Below are 16448 nucleotides of genomic sequence, written 5' to 3' on the forward strand. Positions count from 1 at the left end.
GTAGCCTGATAGAAATATCTTAAACTTTGATCCATCGGTAAACTGCTTATATTTTTCGATGATTTGAAGCGAAAGCCATAATGCTGTCCAGAATAAGATCTCGTATAAATTAGTGGGGTGCCTGCGGATACCATCGCCAAAGTTAATAGCCCAGGGCAGGTTTGCCTGTACGCCGAAGGTACCATCTTCCAACCCCGCCAAAAAACAGCCGGTGCGCCCTATGATCATGGCCAGGATCAACGGGTAAACCATCAAATCGCCGGAAGAAACGTTAACCCCGATTTTTTTCTTGGTCAGCTCAACACCGATCAATCCACCCAGCATACCGCCAACAATGGTTTTATTGCCCATCAGGTATACCAGGTTAAAACGCGGTAATAAGGACGGGTTCTCCAACACACCCACCAGGTGCGATCCGATCAATGCGCCAAAGGCGGCGCCGATAAATATGATCAGGCGATGTTCAGCATTGATTGGGTCCTGCGTATGTTTTCTTAAATAAGCATAATACCTGTACCCTATAAAATAAGCCAGTGTTTCGCACACAAAATGGACAGGGATATAAGATTTGCCTATTGGGATATTAACGGGAAAGTGCAATGCTAAATTTTTTTGAAATATAGCAAGCATTATTCATTTTGTTTCAATTGCAGAGTTGATTTTAAAATAATCCTATCCTTCGTATATTGCGTGCTTATCAACACCTGTATGAAATTAAGATTAATCAGTATAACTCTTCTATTGTTAATGGCATTTTCGGTGAACGCACAGCGAAGAAGGCGCGCCGCAAACCCCAACGATACCATTTCATCAAACTATGAACCTTCAGCGCTGTTTTCTCCTCAATTCTATGCAGAAAAGGGAAACGAGTTCCATTCAGCCAATGGCGCTCCGGGCCCAAAATACTGGCAAAACCGGGTATATTATACCATAAGCGCCGCTATTGACACTACTGCTAAAACATTAACAGCTACCGAAAAGATCCATTACATCAATAATAGTCCGGATGCCCTGCAATATTTATGGGTTCAGCTTGACCAGAACACTTATAAAAAGGACGCACGTTCAAACTTTGCGACCGCTTTTTCGCCCGCGCCAAACCAGCACACAGATGGATACGATATCGAGTCGGTGGTAATAAATAATGGAGATGTGCAAAAGAGCGTTCCATATATTGTCAATGACACCCGGATGCAGTTGCGCCTGAACAAACCGATACTGCCAAATGGCGGCGGCATCGACCTTATCATTCGTTATAAATATACCATCCCGGGCAATTTTGGCGGCAGAAACGACTTCTTTGATACCAAAAATGGCAAGATCTATGAAATTGCGCAATGGTTCCCGAGGATGTGTGTATATGATGACAGCCGCGGCTGGGATACCCTGCCCTTTTTAGGCGCCGGTGAATTTTATCTTGAATATGGCGATATTGATTATAGCATTACCGTTCCATCTGATATGATCGTTGCCGGTTCAGGCGAATTACTTAATCCGGCTGAGGTGCTTACAGGCAAACAAATCGCCCGGCTGAACGAAGCGCGCAACAGCGAAAAAACCATTATGATCCGCGGTGCTGAAGAAGTAACAGACCCTGCATCGCGCCCTAAAAATACCGGAACATTAACCTGGCACTTTAAAATGTCAAATACCCGCGATGTAGCCTTTGGCGCATCAAAGTCCTATATGTGGGATGCCGCGAAAGTAAATTTACCCGGTGGCAAAAAATCACTGGCCATGTCGGTTTACCCGGTTGAAAGTGCTGGCAACGATGCCTGGGGAAGAGCTACTGAGTACCTTAAAAAATCTATTGAATACTTCTCCGAAAAATGGTTTGTTTACCCCTACCCTGTGGCAGTTAACGAAGCAGGGATAGCAGGCGGCATGGAATATCCCGGAATTGTATTTGACGGTATTGGTGATAAAGGCGGTGAATTATATTGGGTTACCGCGCATGAAATTGGCCATAACTGGTTCCCGATGATCGTTGGCAGTAATGAGCGCCGTTTTGCCTGGATGGATGAGGGATTTAACACTTTTATTGACATTTATGCAGCCGACGAGTTTAATCATGGTGAATATGCGCCAAAACGGGATGGCGAATATGCCCCCGGCAAGGGAAACCCCGCAGATGAGATAATTCCGATCATCGCAGACCCCTACGCACCGGTGATCATGACTGCAGCAGATGCTATTTCCGAAAAATACCGTCACCCTATCGCCTATTTTAAACCTGCCTTTGGCCTGGTTTTGTTGAGGGAGCAAATTTTGGGTAAGGATCGTTTTGACTACGCCTTCAAAAATTACATCAATAACTGGGCCTTCAGGCATCCGCAGCCAGACGATTTTTTCAGGTCGATGGAAAACGGCGCAGGTGAAGACCTGGGCTGGTTTTGGAAAGGCTGGTTTTACAATAATTATTCGCTCGATCTGGCCCTCGTGAATGCCAGATATGTAAACAACGATCCGAAACAAGGCATTCAGGTTACAGTGGCAAATAAAGACGCTATGGCCATGCCGTTTGCCATAGAAGTAAAATTAAGGGATGGCAGTAAAAAACGCATGCAACTGCCCGTTGAAACCTGGCAGCAAGATAAGGCGATAACTTTTGTGATCCCTACAACAACAGCAGCAGAAAGTGTAACGGTTGATCCGGATGCAGCGTTGCCGGACATCAACAGGAAGAATAATACAATAACAATTAAATAGGGACGCTATGCACGGCGTCTCAGGTAAGTAATTACGTTAGACGCTGTGCATTTTTTACAATTTCTTCAATTCCCGGTGCAATTTTTCAGTTGGCAGACCAACCACATTGGTATAGGACCCGTTTATTCTTTCGATACCTATCAGCCCGATACGTTCCTGGATACCATAGGATCCGGCTTTGTCAAAAGGCTTGTATTCTTTAACATAACTAATGATCTCCTCGTCAGAAAGTTCTGCAAAAAACACTTCCGAAACGTCATAAAAACTATGATAGCGATGCTTGTAAAGTAAACATACCCCAGTTATTACCTGGTGCATCCTGCCGGATAGTGTTTGCAGCATTTCAATAGCATGCACTTCATTTTCAGGCTTGCCCAATATTTGGTTATTTACACAAACAATAGTGTCAGCTGTTAAAACAATTTCGTCGGTGACAGTTTCGTCAAAGGCTTTTGCTTTTTTTTCAGCGATATAGACGGCTATTTCTTCCGGACTTAGTTCTTCAGGATAAGATTCATCCACTTCCTTTAACACTACGTGGAACTCAATATCCATCAGCTTTAATAGCTCCTGCCGGCGGGGAGATTTGGATGCCAGAATTATTTTGGGTTGGTTCATGGTTGATAGTTCATGGTTAATAGTAGAAGTTTTGTTCCTGGTGTTATGTCGAAGCGATTGGTTTCCGGCCATGAACGATGATCCATCAACCATGAACTTCACCTTACCAGCTATATGCTTCTTCGGTCATCCATTTGCCCTGGATCTTCAATACTTTTTCAATAATATCACGGGCGCACCCTCTGCCGCCAGGTAATGGCGAAATATATTTGCTGATCGCTTTTATCTCTTCTGCGGCATCTGCAGGGCAAACGGGTAAGCCGGAAAGTTTCATCGCTTCCAGGTCGGGAATATCATCGCCCATATAAATTACTTTTTCGGCGCTCAGATGTTTTTCTTCCAGGTAAAGCTTTATTTTCTCAACTTTTGTATGGATTCCCATATAAACATCCTTAATACCAAGGCTATTTAGCCGGTAAACAGCGCTTTTTGACCGGCTGCCTGAAACAGTACAAACATTATAGCCGCATTTTACTGCAAGCTGCAGGGCATAGCCATCCTTAATATTGAAAGCGCGGCTTTGTACACCGTCCTCTGTCACAAAAACAGAGCCGTCGGTTAACACGCCGTCAACATCAAAAATAAAGGTTGTTATGTCTTTTAACTTATGTAAGAATGATTCCATGCTTTTGTGATTTCACTGATTATTTAGGATTTCACCGATTATCTGGGATGTTATGCTGCAAACGTAAAACCTGCCTGCGGCAGCAAGGCTCCCAACTGAACCTATTGGTTATCCCGCCATTCATAAACCCAGGCCGACTGTATCTGCTCCAGGTGCCCTTCGTTGGATTCTTCACGGGTACCCGCAAAATTGGGGAGCGACAATACCCATTCCAAAAGGTCCGTAAAACGGATGCGGTATATTTTTGATTCATCAAAATCGTCGCCAAACTTCTCGTAAAGTTCAATGGCGATATCTTCGTGATCGTTCCAATGGATAGGTAAGCTGAATTTATTTTCTGTCATTTCAAATCGGTATAATCTTTTCCTCGGTGTAATCACCAATAAAAATCGGTGTAATCCTATTATAATTAATGGCCTAAAAACTGTGATTGATCAGGCAACGTTACTTCTATATCGCCATCAAGGATAATGCACTGGCAACCCAAACGCGAATTAATACGCGGATTAACCGCCCTGTCGATAAAATCCTCTTCTTTATCTGATATTTCCTGGATGTTGTCCATCCCCTTGTTCACATAAACCTGGCAGGTACTGCAACCGCACACACCACCACAGTTGTGTTGTAATTCGATACCATTCTCCAGGCAAACGTCTAATACCGACTCACCTTCGGCAATAGGGATTTCAATACTTTCCAGCCCTTTTGCCTCAAAATTTATCTTTACTTTAAAAATGTTCATTTCCGCAAAAGTAATAAAATTACTCAGGGTCAGTGTCCCACTTTAGCGTTTTTGATAATCCCCTGACTTAACAGCTCATAAATCATTTTCAGGCCGGGTTCATCCTGAAGCATTTGCAAATGCATTTCCATTGTATTCTGGTCATTGCGTACAGCAGGCCCAGTTTGTGCATCGACAGGTAAATTATCCTGAACTTTTTGGGCTGTTTCCAAAATCAGCGGTCTGATCAATTCAAAATCGATGTTTTGTTTGTCCAACTGCTGCCTGGCTACATCGTATAAATAATTCGGAAAATTACAGGCAAAAACTGCTGCCAGGTGCAATGCTTTGCGTTGTGCGGAGTTTATCCGGTAAACATTATTGCTGATGGTTTGGGCAAGTTGCTCCAATTCAAGCGTTATTTGCTCATTCGCCCCCTCAATACATAAAGGCACAGTTAAAAAATCAACCTCTTTATTTTTGCTTAGTGTTTGCAGCGGGTACAATACACCTGAATTTGGTATGATAGATATCAATGTATTCAAATCCGCTGCACCTGATGTATGCACCGTTAGTTTTTGAAATGGCGCTAAAGACCGCGCTATTGAAATAATGGCATCATCCTTTACAGCAATCACAAACAGATCAGTTTCAGGGTTGATATCCTTCAAACCGTCAATAGCATCAGCCTTTACGTGGTAGGCCAGCAACGCCGCGTTTTGCAGATCCCTGCTGTATACCTGCACAATACGATGCCCCGCGTTTTTGAAGGCCGCTGCCAGGTGAGTGGCTACATTTCCGGAACCGATAATGGTTATGCGCATATCATCAATTAATATTTACTGATTTGTAACCTGAATATTTGCGCTAAATTAGTCAACAGAAATCTTTTGTCTCAATTTATAATTTCTAAAATGAAAGCGCCTAAACTCTTCCTGGTTATCTTACTGCTTTTAGCCTCATTTGCCGTTGCTTATACAACTGTATCGTATTTTAACGCGAAGCAAAACGAAAAGGCCCTGTTTAACGAAAAACCGAAAAAAATAAGCAATAAAAGCAGTGCATATAATTCGAAAATCAAAGCTAATGATGCTAATGATGCAAGGAATAAAGTAAAACCGGATAGTTTAAAACAAAAAAAGTCAATGCAAAAAAAGGCGCTATCGGCAGACTTCAAAATAGGTATACCCAACCCACACCCAACAGATGATGATTGTGTTTTTACAAACGAATATAGTGTAGCTCAAAGGCTTAAGCAATATCCATTTTCAAAAGCAGTTAAAATAGTTGCTGTTTCATTCAGGTTTCAGGATCGTCGGCGCGATTACTCAATAAATGACTCCGTGAAGATTTATGATGATAGTATTCACACTAAAGTCCCCGACAGTCTGTTGCGCAAAAAACCATTTGATATTCAATATGAATCCGGCCTTCATGTTAAAGATCATGAATTAAATTACTCGTCGCTGATTGAAATCCAGAATTTAAGCGGTAAACAGATCGAAATATTAACGAATCTTATTTACAACACAACGGTGCGAAAACGTACAGACTATGCCGACCCTGGGTACACGTGCTATTCGCCGCGAAATGCTTTAGTATTTTTTGATAAAAATGGGAAAGTCTACGATTATTTGGAAGTTTGTTTTGAATGTAAACAATATCGAACCTTATCTGATAAACTTTTATTAGGAACGTTTTGTAATCAGAAATACGATCTCCTGCGACAATTCCTTATTGATGCTGGTATTCAATTCGGAACTATTAAAACCGACTAAAATTTAGTAAATCAATATAAAAACCTAAACTATGGCTAATACTTTTTCTCAAATTTACCTGCAATTTATCTTTGCAGTTCAAAACCGGCAAAGTTTAATCGCAAAAGAAAATAAAGAAGAATTACACAAATACATTACCGCCCTTGTGCAAAACAGGAAGGCAAAAATGCTTGCCATTAACTCCATGCCTGATCATACTCATTTATTTGTAGGCTTTAAACCAACCATCTTAATTTCAGATTTTGTTAAAGAGATCAAGGTCGAAAGTAACGAGTTTATAAACAATAAAAATTGGATGCGTGGTAAATTCAATTGGCAGGAACGGTACGGTGTTTTTTCATATTCCCACTCACATATCGACACGGTCATAAAATACGTGCTTAACCAGGACATTCAAACAGGAATATTTAAGTTTATTGAACAAGTTCGAGATCCCATTTGATGAAAGGTATCTGTTTGATTTTTTTGGCTGAATCCGCGTGGAACTGTTGGCTAAGGAGGCTCCTATGGAGCCCTATTTGATTTTCCTTTTTTCTATAATCACGCAACTCCGCTGGAGTTGTCGCGTGTGTAATAAGCTAAAGAGGCTCCTCTGGAGCCCTATTTGATTTCCCTTTTTTCTATAATCACGCAACTCCTATGGAGTTGTCGTTGTATGATATAACGGATTGGCACAAATCATTATAAGCTATTTCGGATATCATTATCAATTGAAAAAACAACCAAAAAAGCAACAAACTCTTTTTTAAAAACTCCGTAGAAGTCACCTGTTTATAGAAAAATAAAAATACGTTAAAAGGCGCCATAGGTGCCGCCTTTTAACCGTTTATCTCAGGGTGTAGTTGTATCGAGAAATATTCCGCCTCAACCCAATTGAGTCCCTCAGCTAACTTCGCACTACTAAATTCTATATGTATTACCCGTCTCGTTTTACTTGATGTAGTGCGGTCAGATGCATGCATTAAAAGAGGACGCATGATCATAACTCCGCCGCCGTTGACATTGCAGGTTACTTGGGTCTCTTTATTCCAATCAATATTTTCCGCACGATAGATTCCTTTAAGATGGGAGCCTGGTATAACCTTTAGCGCTCCATTGTTTTCATCGGTATCATCAAGGTGAATACGAATGGTGAAGATATCTTTCAATATTTCAACCGGTGGCTGAACAGCAAACTGATCTTGTTTAATTGTCCAGGAGCTATAACCTGTGGTTTCCATCTTTTTATCAACAGAAATCGTCAAGTCCTGGTGCCAGGCAACAAACCAGTTAGACTTTTCGGGCTTATCAAAATAAATTGATTTTACGACGAAATAGTCATTACCAAATAAGGCCTTACTTATCGACTTTAATTTTTGATTAAAGATCAGCGGTTTAACTACGGGAATTTCTTTTAAGAATTGCCGGATAGCGAAAAGATCGGCGGTTTGACGGAACGTTTTTTTAGATCGGTCTGCCTTGTTGATTATGGATTCGATATTCTCAATTTCATCGGAGGTATAAATATTATCAAAAACAGCAAAGCCTCGATCAGCTATTTGATGCCGTTGATCTAATGACACATCCATCTGAAAACCATCAAACCGTCTTCACTTCCTTGTTCCTTCTGAAGATCGAGATCAAAAATCCTAAGATCATGATCAACGTGCCCGACCATAAGAAATTGATATAAGGAAAATCAAGCGCACGCATCACTATCCATGGCTTTTTGTTTTCAGGCGTTTGATAAACGGTGATCTCTACCTTGTTCCTTTCCGGAATGATCTTCGAAAGACGAAATTTTAAGCCAGCGTCTTCCGCTTTCCTGTCGAAATAATAGGCGCCTTTTCCCTTTATCAGGTAAATAGGTTCAGCGGTGTAGTGCTGGTTATTCGAAACTATCTGCAGTTGTGCACCAATGGCAATATCGCTGTCTGTTAGCGGTATATTTTGGATCGATGTTTCCTTTTTCATGGCCTTCAGCACAATATAACCCTCACGATAACGGATGGTATCACCTACCGCAATTTCATGAGCCACTGGCGGATCATAATTCTTATCATCATTCTCCGCATCTCCATGGGCCGCATCGTTTTGGGCATCGGCAGACGCTGTCATCTTTGGCTGTGGAAGTGCTGTAATATGCGTATAAAGGTCGTGCGTTAAATAATGTTTGGTATCTGGCGAAGATGTCATACCCATTTGGCTACCTATCTGCACTTTGGGTTTTAATTCAAAATTTTCAATCAACTTGCCATTTTTGTCAAAGCGCCTGTAATTAATTTTGTAAAAATGATCAGGTTCAGCGGTAGAATCCCCTAAATAGGTGACAGTATAATCACCCATTTTAACCGGCTGATTTTTATAGATCATTACATTTTCGCGCGCACTCCCGGACACCCGCTCATCATTTGCCGATTGATTAAAACCGGCTACCGCAACAGTGCCACTGTCATTCTTTGAAACAACACTGCGTGTGCCTGCAGCTATTAGCGCCCCCACCAGCATCAATGCAAAACCAATATGTGCAACGGCTGATCCGGCAAGTTTAAACTTACCTTTTAAAGCGTCTATAAATATTTTACCATTGGCTAGTATAGAATAAATCGAGCCTACCATTACCAGCAGGAATACAAACTGCAATTTGTACAACCCGGTAAAGTAAACCACCGGTACTGTAATTAAAATTGCAACAAGCATATAAACCCCTGTTACAATAAAGAAACGTGTAACATCGGTCTTTTTATATTTTAAAAACTGGGTAAAGCCGGTTAATATCGTAATCACCATAGCGAATGAAGCCTGGATAACGTTGTAATGCGCAACCAGGTCGTTTGGGGGTGCCACTTTTGAATTAAACATCCTGTTCCAAACGGGAATAGAAGTTACCAAAATGAGGTGAAAGCAGGATAAACCCAGGAAAACTGAACCTACAAACATCCAAAACTCACGGGAGTAAGTCTCCTCATCTTTTTTGGTGAAAGGCAATTCCTTGCGCCGCACTACAAGCAAAATGATAGATAACGCTAAAAATACGAGCACATAGGAAAGCAGGTGCCAAAACATCCCGTTATCCACAAAGGAGTGTACCGACGTTTCGCCCAATACGCCGCTCCTAGCCAAAAATGACGAGTATAGCACCATGATGAAACTCATCAGCACCAGGAAAGTTGCAGTAAAAAAAGAATGACCTGTATTTTTAAAAACGATCATTACATGCAGGCCGCCAACAATCAGCAACCATGGGAAAATTGAGGCATTCTCCACCGGATCCCAGGCCCAAAAGCCCCCAAAGTTGAGTGATTCATAAGCCCATAACGAACCCATGATAACGCCTGTTCCTAAAATCATACCGCCAAAAAGCGCATAGGGGATAGCAGGTGTGATCCACTCTTTATACCGTTTCTGCCATAAACCGGCAATAGCGTAGGCAAAGGGCACCACAATTGAAGCCAATCCAAGGAACAAGGTTGGTGGATGGATCACCATCCAGTAGTTTTGCAGCAGGGGGTTCATGCCCTGCCCGTCCTTAATAAATGAAAGGTAGTCAGGGCGTGAAAATATCGGCGCCTGGATAGCATCCCTTAACAGCAGGAATGGCGAACTGCCTATACGTACGCCAAAAACATAATAACCTAAAAGCATTGTCGCCAGCCAAACCTGCGAAAAGGCAATAACCGTCATTACTGGTTTCTCCCACGATTTTGCTTTCCAAATAAGTACATTACCTAAAACCGCCTGCCAGAAGGTCCACAGCAAAAAGCCACCTTCCTGCCCATTCCAGAAACCTGAAACAATGTAGTAAACAGGCAGCGACCGCGAGGTATATGACCAGGCATAATGATATTCGAAATAGTGATTATAGATAAGATAAAAAAGGCATACACCTACGCCAAGCAATGAAATGGTATTGAGAAAAAAGCCCCAACGGCCCATTTTAAGCCAGGAATTATCCAGTTTATTGGTATTAGTTGTAGCAAAATAATAACTGATTGCTGATAGCAGCGCGGCGCTGAAGGATAGGACGACAAAAAACTGGCCCAAATGACCGGGTAACAGGTGTTCGCCCTTGAAAACTTTATCCATTAAAATAATTTACTTATAAACTGGCTGATTTTGCCTGAGCCTCTGTGACGTTAACTTTATCCTTAGTATATTTTGAAGGACATTTCATCAGGATATGTGATGCGTGAAATTCTTCGCCCACCATTTGCCCTGTAAGCACAATTTGTTCCGATTTTTCAAAATCCTGCGGTTCTGTACCTCTGAAAATCACCTTGCATTCGCCGCCCTTTTTATCTTTTACATAAAAAGAAAAATAATTTGCGTCTTTAGCAGCATCATAATGCAATTCCTTCTGCTTATCTAAAAAGCCTACTACGCTCAATTGGCTCTCGGTTTTTTTGGCATCGCTAAATGAGCCATATGAACTTGAACTGGAGTAAATACTGATGATTACCGCTATTGCAACAGCAATAATCACTAAACCAAAAATCGAACCTTTTTTCATACGGGGTTATAAATAGTATTTTCGTTTACAAAAATACAAAACGTTGAGTTAATAATGTTTATTACAACCAGATAATATTATTTAGAATCATTATTAATGATGTTGGAAAGTTGCAAGGTTGAAATGTTGTAAGGTTGCCTCTATGGTTTTATAAAAAAATGGTTGAACAACTTCCGCGTCCAACCATCAAAATAACTTTACAACATTTCAACCTTTCAACATTGCAACAAAATTTATGGCCAAACGCCCAAATTCTGATACGACACTGCAACTTTGTTGATGGCACAAACAAAGGCCGCGGTACGCAGGGTATCAATTTTCTCGTTGTTTTTATAGGTTTCCCTGATCTCGTGGTATGAGCGGATCATGGTGTCCTCCAGGCCTGAATTTACCAGCTCCAGTTCAGTTGCACCTTTGATGATAGTTGAACGCTGCATCGGGGTTAAAGCAACGCCGGTAATCCCTTCAACCATATTTACCATGTTAAGGTTCATGTTCTCTTCAAAACGGCGGTTCATACGGCCAAATGCCACGTGCGACAGGTTTTTAAGCCACTCAAAGTATGATACCGTAACACCTCCGGCATTGCAATACATATCCGGGATGATCATGCCGCCATTGGCATAAAAAATGGATTCAGCCTCCGGGGATGTAGGACCGTTAGCGCCTTCGGCAATAATTTTTGCTTTAATATTTTTTACATTGGCAATCGTGATCTGGTTCTCCAGAGCCGCCGGTACCAAGATATCGCAGGGCTGTTCAAGGCCTTCCAACGAATGTTTAAATTCCTGTTTGGCACCCGGGTAACCCAAAATGGAACCGGTGGCTTTGCGGTGCTGAAACACTGCGTCAATGTCAAGTCCATCGGCATTATAAATAGCGCCTTCGAATTCACAAAGCCCAACGATCAAAGCACCAAACTCAGCCAAAAATTTTGCGGAGTGATAGCCTACATTACCTAAGCCCTGCACAATAACCCTTTTACCCGAAATACCCGGCAAAAGGCCGATCTTTTGCATATCCTCGCCAACACTCACGCACTCACGAACAGCAATAGCTACTCCCCTGCCCGTCGCTTCTTTGCGGCCGGCAATACCTTGTAAAGCAATTGGCTTACCGGTAACACAACCCATGGCATCCAGTTGGCCGGGGTTCATCGTTGCGTATGTATCCGCTATCCAGCTCATTTCGCGCTCGCCCGAACCATAATCAGGAGCAGGCACGTCAATGCTCGGGCCAATAAAGTTTTTCTTTGCCAGTTCAACAGTATAACGGCGGGTAATATTTTCAAGTTCCTGCAGGGTGTAGTTCTTGGGATTGATCTTAATACCGCCTTTGGCTCCGCCGAAAGGCACATTAACAATCGCACACTTATAGGTCATTAAAGCTGCAAGCGCCATCACTTCATCTTCGTTAACCATTTCGCTATAGCGGATACCACCTTTTGTTGGCGACTGGTGCTGGGAATGCTCAACCCGCCATGCATCTATTACTTCAAAGCCATTTCCCCTGCGGATCGGGAAACGGAAACGGTAAACGCTGTTGCATGATTTTATCTGGTCTAATAAACCAGCATCGTGTGTGGTAAATTGGGCTGCGTAATCAAAGTTGTTACAAACGTCACCAAAAAAGTTTGTACTGTGATCATCGGCCGGATTATAAGTAGCCATAAATTGTTTTAAATAATTATTAATATGTTAAAAAACGGTGCAAATTTGGCACATTTTTTATCAATATCGCAAATATATTATTACTAAAGGCCCACCTTAGCGTAAATCTGACATTGAGATGCCGGTTTAAATTGAATAGGCTAACATTTTGAACTATTTTTCCTTTTCGATTTTTTTTAGTCTCCTGTCAATCGAGAATAAATAAATGGCTAATCCTGCAAAAACGATAACAATAACGGCAATTACAACATATATTTTACCGGAACTTCTCATCACATCAGCCATTTCAACTTGTTTGTTTTGCTGGGCAAAAGCACTGACATACGCCGACAACAAAAGTGCTAAAAACAATATTTTCCTCATGTTAATTTATTTCGTTCTTTTTGTATTCAATTAAACGGATCCGGTAGCGAACCGTTGCGATCCATAACGCAGTAAAGCACCAGCCTATGCATGCAGGATAAAACACCATCCGCATGTGATTATCCATATCCAGCTTTCCAAAGGCAGGGTTGCCGCCATTCCCGGGGTGAAGTGAGTCTGTCATCCGCGGCAATACCATAATCAGCACCACCATAATTGGAAAAGCGAAAATATTATATATAGCCGATATTTTGGCCCGTTTTTGTTCCTCGTCAATAGAGTTTCTAAGCACCGCATAGGCACAATACAGTAAAAATGCAATGGCTGCGCTATTCTGCTTCGGATCATTGCTCCAAAACTCACCCCAGGTATATTTGGCCCACATCATACCGGTAATTAAACCAAGTACATAAAAAAAAGTGCCGGTATTAACGCACTCAACAGCTATCAGGTCATATTCTTCTTTACCTGTATTCAGGTATTTTATACTGTAAATAACTGAAATGGTAAAAACGGTAAACATGGCCATCCACATCGGCACGTGGAAATAAACATTCCGGATAGTTTCATGTAAAATGGGGAGGTGTGGCACATCCAACAGGAAGCCTGCTATTAGGGTATAAAAAATCAGCAATACCGCCAATACTTTCCACCAGGTTTGATATATAAATTTCATATAGATACAGGAAGTAAAGGTATATGTTTTTAGCGGATTATATCAATCAGTTTGTTTAGTCTATCCACAATTTGGTCACTATCACCGGTATAGTCACCAAAAAAACCTTCAACAGCGTTACCGACGCAATGCTAAATCAGGCTGTATTTATTTGGCATCATCCGGTACGTAATCAACCGGCAGCATATCAGATAGCCTGTGCGTTGCCCATTCACCTTCATATAACGTTGACCCGCCAATTAAAATTCCATTGTGGTCAAACTCTGCATAATCTGTATTTAAGGTGATGATACTTACGGCAAAATTGGGCTGATCCAAAGCACGGTATAAATTGATATCTGGGGTGTCGTCACTCTTTTTGGTGTAAACTACATATAAATACCTTGGAAAATGGATGGCATATAAGCCGGGCTGGCTACCATTGGACATTACTTCAAATGTAAATAATTGAGGTTTAAGAATCTTCTCGTTATAGTATTTAGATAATTTTGCCACGACATCAACATAATATCTTGCCGAATCGATCATATGGTGATCAACAAAAACCTTTACTTTATGCCGTATCACTTCGTCGGGAGGTCTGAGCGGATTTATATAACGTAAGAAATGATACATCATAAAACCCTCCTGCATAACTTTATCTGTAATTAAGCTGCGATAGAAATGCATTGCGGATCCATGATAAGCGGCTTCCCTTCTTTCATGCCATTTCTTTTTCTGTGCATCAGTGCCCGGAAGTTCCTCAAAAACCTGAGATCCAGAGGTTGATACTACTTCATTGATATGGTCAATAGAAAAACTATCCACTAAAAACTTAACCCTGTAGCCCAACGCTTTATTTTCAATCACCAAAAACTGGTCAGTATTGGCAGTTAGGATCTTTTTGGTTTGGTTATACGCCAGGTTGAGAATGTGCGGGTTCATAATCTCACAATATTTGGCATTTTCATCCTTCCCGATAAATTCCTTTTTAAAAGCCTCGAAATTCTTTTTCCAGTCTGATGCTGATGAAATATCAACCTCACGCAACATTAGCGGCTTTTGGGCCAATTGTATATCCAGTTTTATTGTCCCGGCACCAACCAATACCGTTTTGGAGTAGGTTTCGTACCCTAAAATACGAACAACCAAAGTATATTGACCCGGCCTCACATTATACAGCGTAAATGTGCCGTTATCCGCAGTTGCGGTTCCTGCTGAAGAATTGCTTAGAAACACACTGGCGCGTGCAAGTGGTTTTTTACCCTCAACAGTGGTGACCACGCCGGTTATGGTTCCATTTTGTGCCAATGCAACAAAAGGAAAAAACAGATACATTAAGATGAGCCAGGGGAATCGCATCGCGTAAATTTATAAAAAAAAATTTGGTGTGAAAAAACACATAAAAAATGAATAAACGATGAAATAGCGGGTAACTTATTTGTTATGGCAGTTAAAATAGGTTTTCAGGGTGATGCATTTTGTTAAAAATAAAATATTAATCACGCCACAAAAACGGGAATAATAACAGCGCTGTGGTGATAACTATAAGGTTAATTGCACAAAGGACACCAATACCGCTGTAACTAAAATTACGGCCAATGCCATCCATTGCATTTTTACTTAAACGGATAAGCAAAAGAATCACCGGGATAACAACCGGGAAACTTAATATTGCCATCAGGGTACCATTATTGCCGGCCTTGGAAGCAATGGCCGATATCATTGTAAATACCGTTGAGAAACTGAAGCTGCCCAATAATACAGCCAGGCAGTAAAACAACGGATCGCCTATTGTATTGTTAAAAAAAAGCAGGTAGGTAGGCAAGGCCAGCGCACTAAGCAACGCCATTAAAAGGATGTTGTAAATAGTTTTTGATAGCATTATGGCCTGGGGGCTTGCAATTGAATAATAATACAACAGCCTGCCCTTGCTTTCCTGCATAAAACTTTTGGCGATGGCATTTACAGCCGCAAATAACATAATTATCCAGAACAAAACGTTCCAGATAATAGGATAACCTGTACTTCCTGAAAGCCCCGGATTTAAATTAAAAGCGATATAACAAATAAAAACTGTTGATACCACATATAGCAATACCCCATTAAAGGCATATTTTGAACGCCACTCCAGTATAATTTCCTTTTTTAACAAAAACCAGGTTTGGTTGACCAGTTGCATGCAGCAAATGTAATGAAATGTTGATAGGGTTAATTACATGTGTTGGCGATTAGGTTGAAAAAATGGTATAATTGTCAAACAGATCTAACATTCATATGCCCTCAGCCTACCATAAAACGCCTATTGGTTTTGCCAGGATCACCGAAGAGGAAGGCTTTATCTCTTCGATATACCTGCTTGATGGTGAGTTTGAGGAAACTGCTGCTGAAACGCCACTATTAAAAAAAACCGTTCAGCAATTAGACGAGTATTTTGAAGGGCAGAGAAAAGTTTTCGATTTGCCATTAAAACAAAAAGGGACTGATTTTCAGCAGCAGGTATGGGAACAATTATCAAAAATAGCGTATGGTAAAACCATCAGCTATGCCCAACAGTCAAAATTTATGAATAACCCGTTGGGTATCCGGGCCATTGCCTCGGCCAACGGCAAAAATCACCTCATCATTGTGGTACCTTGTCACCGGGTAATAGGATCTGATGGCAGTTTAACCGGGTTTGGCTGCGGAGTGTGGCGTAAAAAATGGCTGCTTGACCATGAAGCACAGGTGATGGGTGTTGGCCAGGCCACGCTCGCGCTTTAACCTGCAACTAATCCAGCGACTGTATTTTGGTATTCATCCCTGCCTTTTTACCAAATA

General features: G+C 41.4%; 18 protein-coding genes. 4 read left to right on the plus strand and 14 right to left on the minus strand.

Translation table 11 applies throughout. From position 1 onward, the window contains the following. On the minus strand, positions 1-630 hold a 630-nt coding region (locus QZY09_RS11310), incomplete at its 3' end, for a prolipoprotein diacylglyceryl transferase (RefSeq protein WP_295672429.1). Between the two features lie 78 nt (positions 631-708). On the opposite strand from QZY09_RS11310, the gene QZY09_RS11315 reads away from it, so the two are divergent. Next, on the plus strand, positions 709-2709 hold the full coding sequence (locus QZY09_RS11315; RefSeq protein WP_295672431.1) for a M1 family metallopeptidase: 2001 nt from the start codon (positions 709-711) through the stop codon (positions 2707-2709). 54 nt (positions 2710-2763) lie between these two features. Here the strand turns inward: QZY09_RS11315 and QZY09_RS11320 are convergent, their stop codons facing one another. The 5 genes from QZY09_RS11320 to QZY09_RS11340 form a co-directional block, all read right to left on the minus strand. Next, positions 2764-3327 carry a Maf family nucleotide pyrophosphatase gene (locus tag QZY09_RS11320; protein WP_295672433.1) on the minus strand — a complete coding sequence of 188 codons (564 nt, stop codon included), beginning with the start codon at positions 3325-3327 and terminating at the stop codon, positions 2764-2766. A gap of 103 nt (positions 3328-3430) precedes the next feature. After that, entirely contained in the window at positions 3431-3952 is a 522-nt protein-coding gene (locus QZY09_RS11325; RefSeq protein WP_295672435.1) for an HAD family hydrolase, read from the minus strand. Between the two features lie 101 nt (positions 3953-4053). Next, entirely contained in the window at positions 4054-4296 is a 243-nt protein-coding gene (iscX, locus tag QZY09_RS11330; protein WP_096351264.1) for a Fe-S cluster assembly protein IscX, read from the minus strand. 65 nt (positions 4297-4361) lie between these two features. Next, positions 4362-4694, minus strand: coding sequence for a 2Fe-2S iron-sulfur cluster-binding protein (locus tag QZY09_RS11335; RefSeq protein WP_295672438.1), 333 nt, complete (start codon positions 4692-4694; stop codon positions 4362-4364). Between the two features lie 29 nt (positions 4695-4723). After that, the gene (locus QZY09_RS11340; protein ID WP_295672440.1) at positions 4724-5497 is read right to left on the minus strand and encodes a Rossmann-like and DUF2520 domain-containing protein; all 774 of its coding nucleotides are present in this window, start codon (positions 5495-5497) and stop codon (positions 4724-4726) included. Positions 5498-5587: 90 nt separating this feature from the next. Between QZY09_RS11340 and QZY09_RS11345 the strand changes: the two genes are divergently transcribed. Further along, positions 5588-6451, plus strand: a complete 864-nt coding sequence (locus QZY09_RS11345; RefSeq protein ID WP_295672442.1) for a hypothetical protein — start codon at positions 5588-5590, stop codon at positions 6449-6451. A 31-nt stretch (positions 6452-6482) separates the two neighbouring features. Continuing rightward, positions 6483-6893: an IS200/IS605 family transposase gene (tnpA, locus tag QZY09_RS11350; RefSeq protein ID WP_295672444.1), complete on the plus strand. Its 411-nt coding sequence runs from the start codon at positions 6483-6485 to the stop codon at positions 6891-6893. A gap of 376 nt (positions 6894-7269) precedes the next feature. On the opposite strand, the gene QZY09_RS11355 is transcribed toward tnpA, so the two are convergent. From QZY09_RS11355 to QZY09_RS11390, 8 genes are all read right to left on the minus strand, one after another. After that, positions 7270-8019 (minus strand): phytanoyl-CoA dioxygenase family protein, encoded by a 750-nt coding sequence (locus QZY09_RS11355; protein WP_295672446.1) that lies wholly within the window; start codon positions 8017-8019, stop codon positions 7270-7272. A 10-nt stretch (positions 8020-8029) separates the two neighbouring features. Next, on the minus strand, positions 8030-10516 hold the full coding sequence (ccsA, locus tag QZY09_RS11360; protein WP_295672448.1) for a cytochrome c biogenesis protein CcsA: 2487 nt from the start codon (positions 10514-10516) through the stop codon (positions 8030-8032). A gap of 13 nt (positions 10517-10529) precedes the next feature. Further along, on the minus strand, positions 10530-10940 hold the full coding sequence (locus QZY09_RS11365; protein ID WP_295672450.1) for a cytochrome c maturation protein CcmE: 411 nt from the start codon (positions 10938-10940) through the stop codon (positions 10530-10532). Positions 10941-11173: 233 nt separating this feature from the next. Beyond that, positions 11174-12610: a Glu/Leu/Phe/Val dehydrogenase gene (locus QZY09_RS11370; protein ID WP_295672452.1), complete on the minus strand. Its 1437-nt coding sequence runs from the start codon at positions 12608-12610 to the stop codon at positions 11174-11176. A 153-nt stretch (positions 12611-12763) separates the two neighbouring features. Then, the gene (locus tag QZY09_RS11375; protein WP_295672455.1) at positions 12764-12973 is read right to left on the minus strand and encodes a CcmD family protein; all 210 of its coding nucleotides are present in this window, start codon (positions 12971-12973) and stop codon (positions 12764-12766) included. Between the two features lies 1 nt (position 12974). Next, entirely contained in the window at positions 12975-13640 is a 666-nt protein-coding gene (gene ccsA / locus QZY09_RS11380) for a cytochrome c biogenesis protein CcsA (RefSeq protein ID WP_295672463.1), read from the minus strand. 156 nt (positions 13641-13796) lie between these two features. Further along, on the minus strand, positions 13797-14990 hold the full coding sequence (locus tag QZY09_RS11385) for a carboxypeptidase-like regulatory domain-containing protein (RefSeq protein ID WP_295672457.1): 1194 nt from the start codon (positions 14988-14990) through the stop codon (positions 13797-13799). A 136-nt stretch (positions 14991-15126) separates the two neighbouring features. Then, positions 15127-15810 carry a heme exporter protein CcmB gene (locus QZY09_RS11390; RefSeq protein ID WP_295672459.1) on the minus strand — a complete coding sequence of 228 codons (684 nt, stop codon included), beginning with the start codon at positions 15808-15810 and terminating at the stop codon, positions 15127-15129. Positions 15811-15905: 95 nt separating this feature from the next. On the opposite strand from QZY09_RS11390, the gene QZY09_RS11395 reads away from it, so the two are divergent. Further along, positions 15906-16391: a methylated-DNA--[protein]-cysteine S-methyltransferase gene (locus QZY09_RS11395; protein WP_295672461.1), complete on the plus strand. Its 486-nt coding sequence runs from the start codon at positions 15906-15908 to the stop codon at positions 16389-16391. Positions 16392-16448: the final 57 nt, after the last annotated feature.

Origin of the sequence: uncultured Mucilaginibacter sp. (assembly GCF_903913935.1) — a bacterium.
In the GTDB taxonomy this organism is placed as follows: domain Bacteria; phylum Bacteroidota; class Bacteroidia; order Sphingobacteriales; family Sphingobacteriaceae; genus Mucilaginibacter.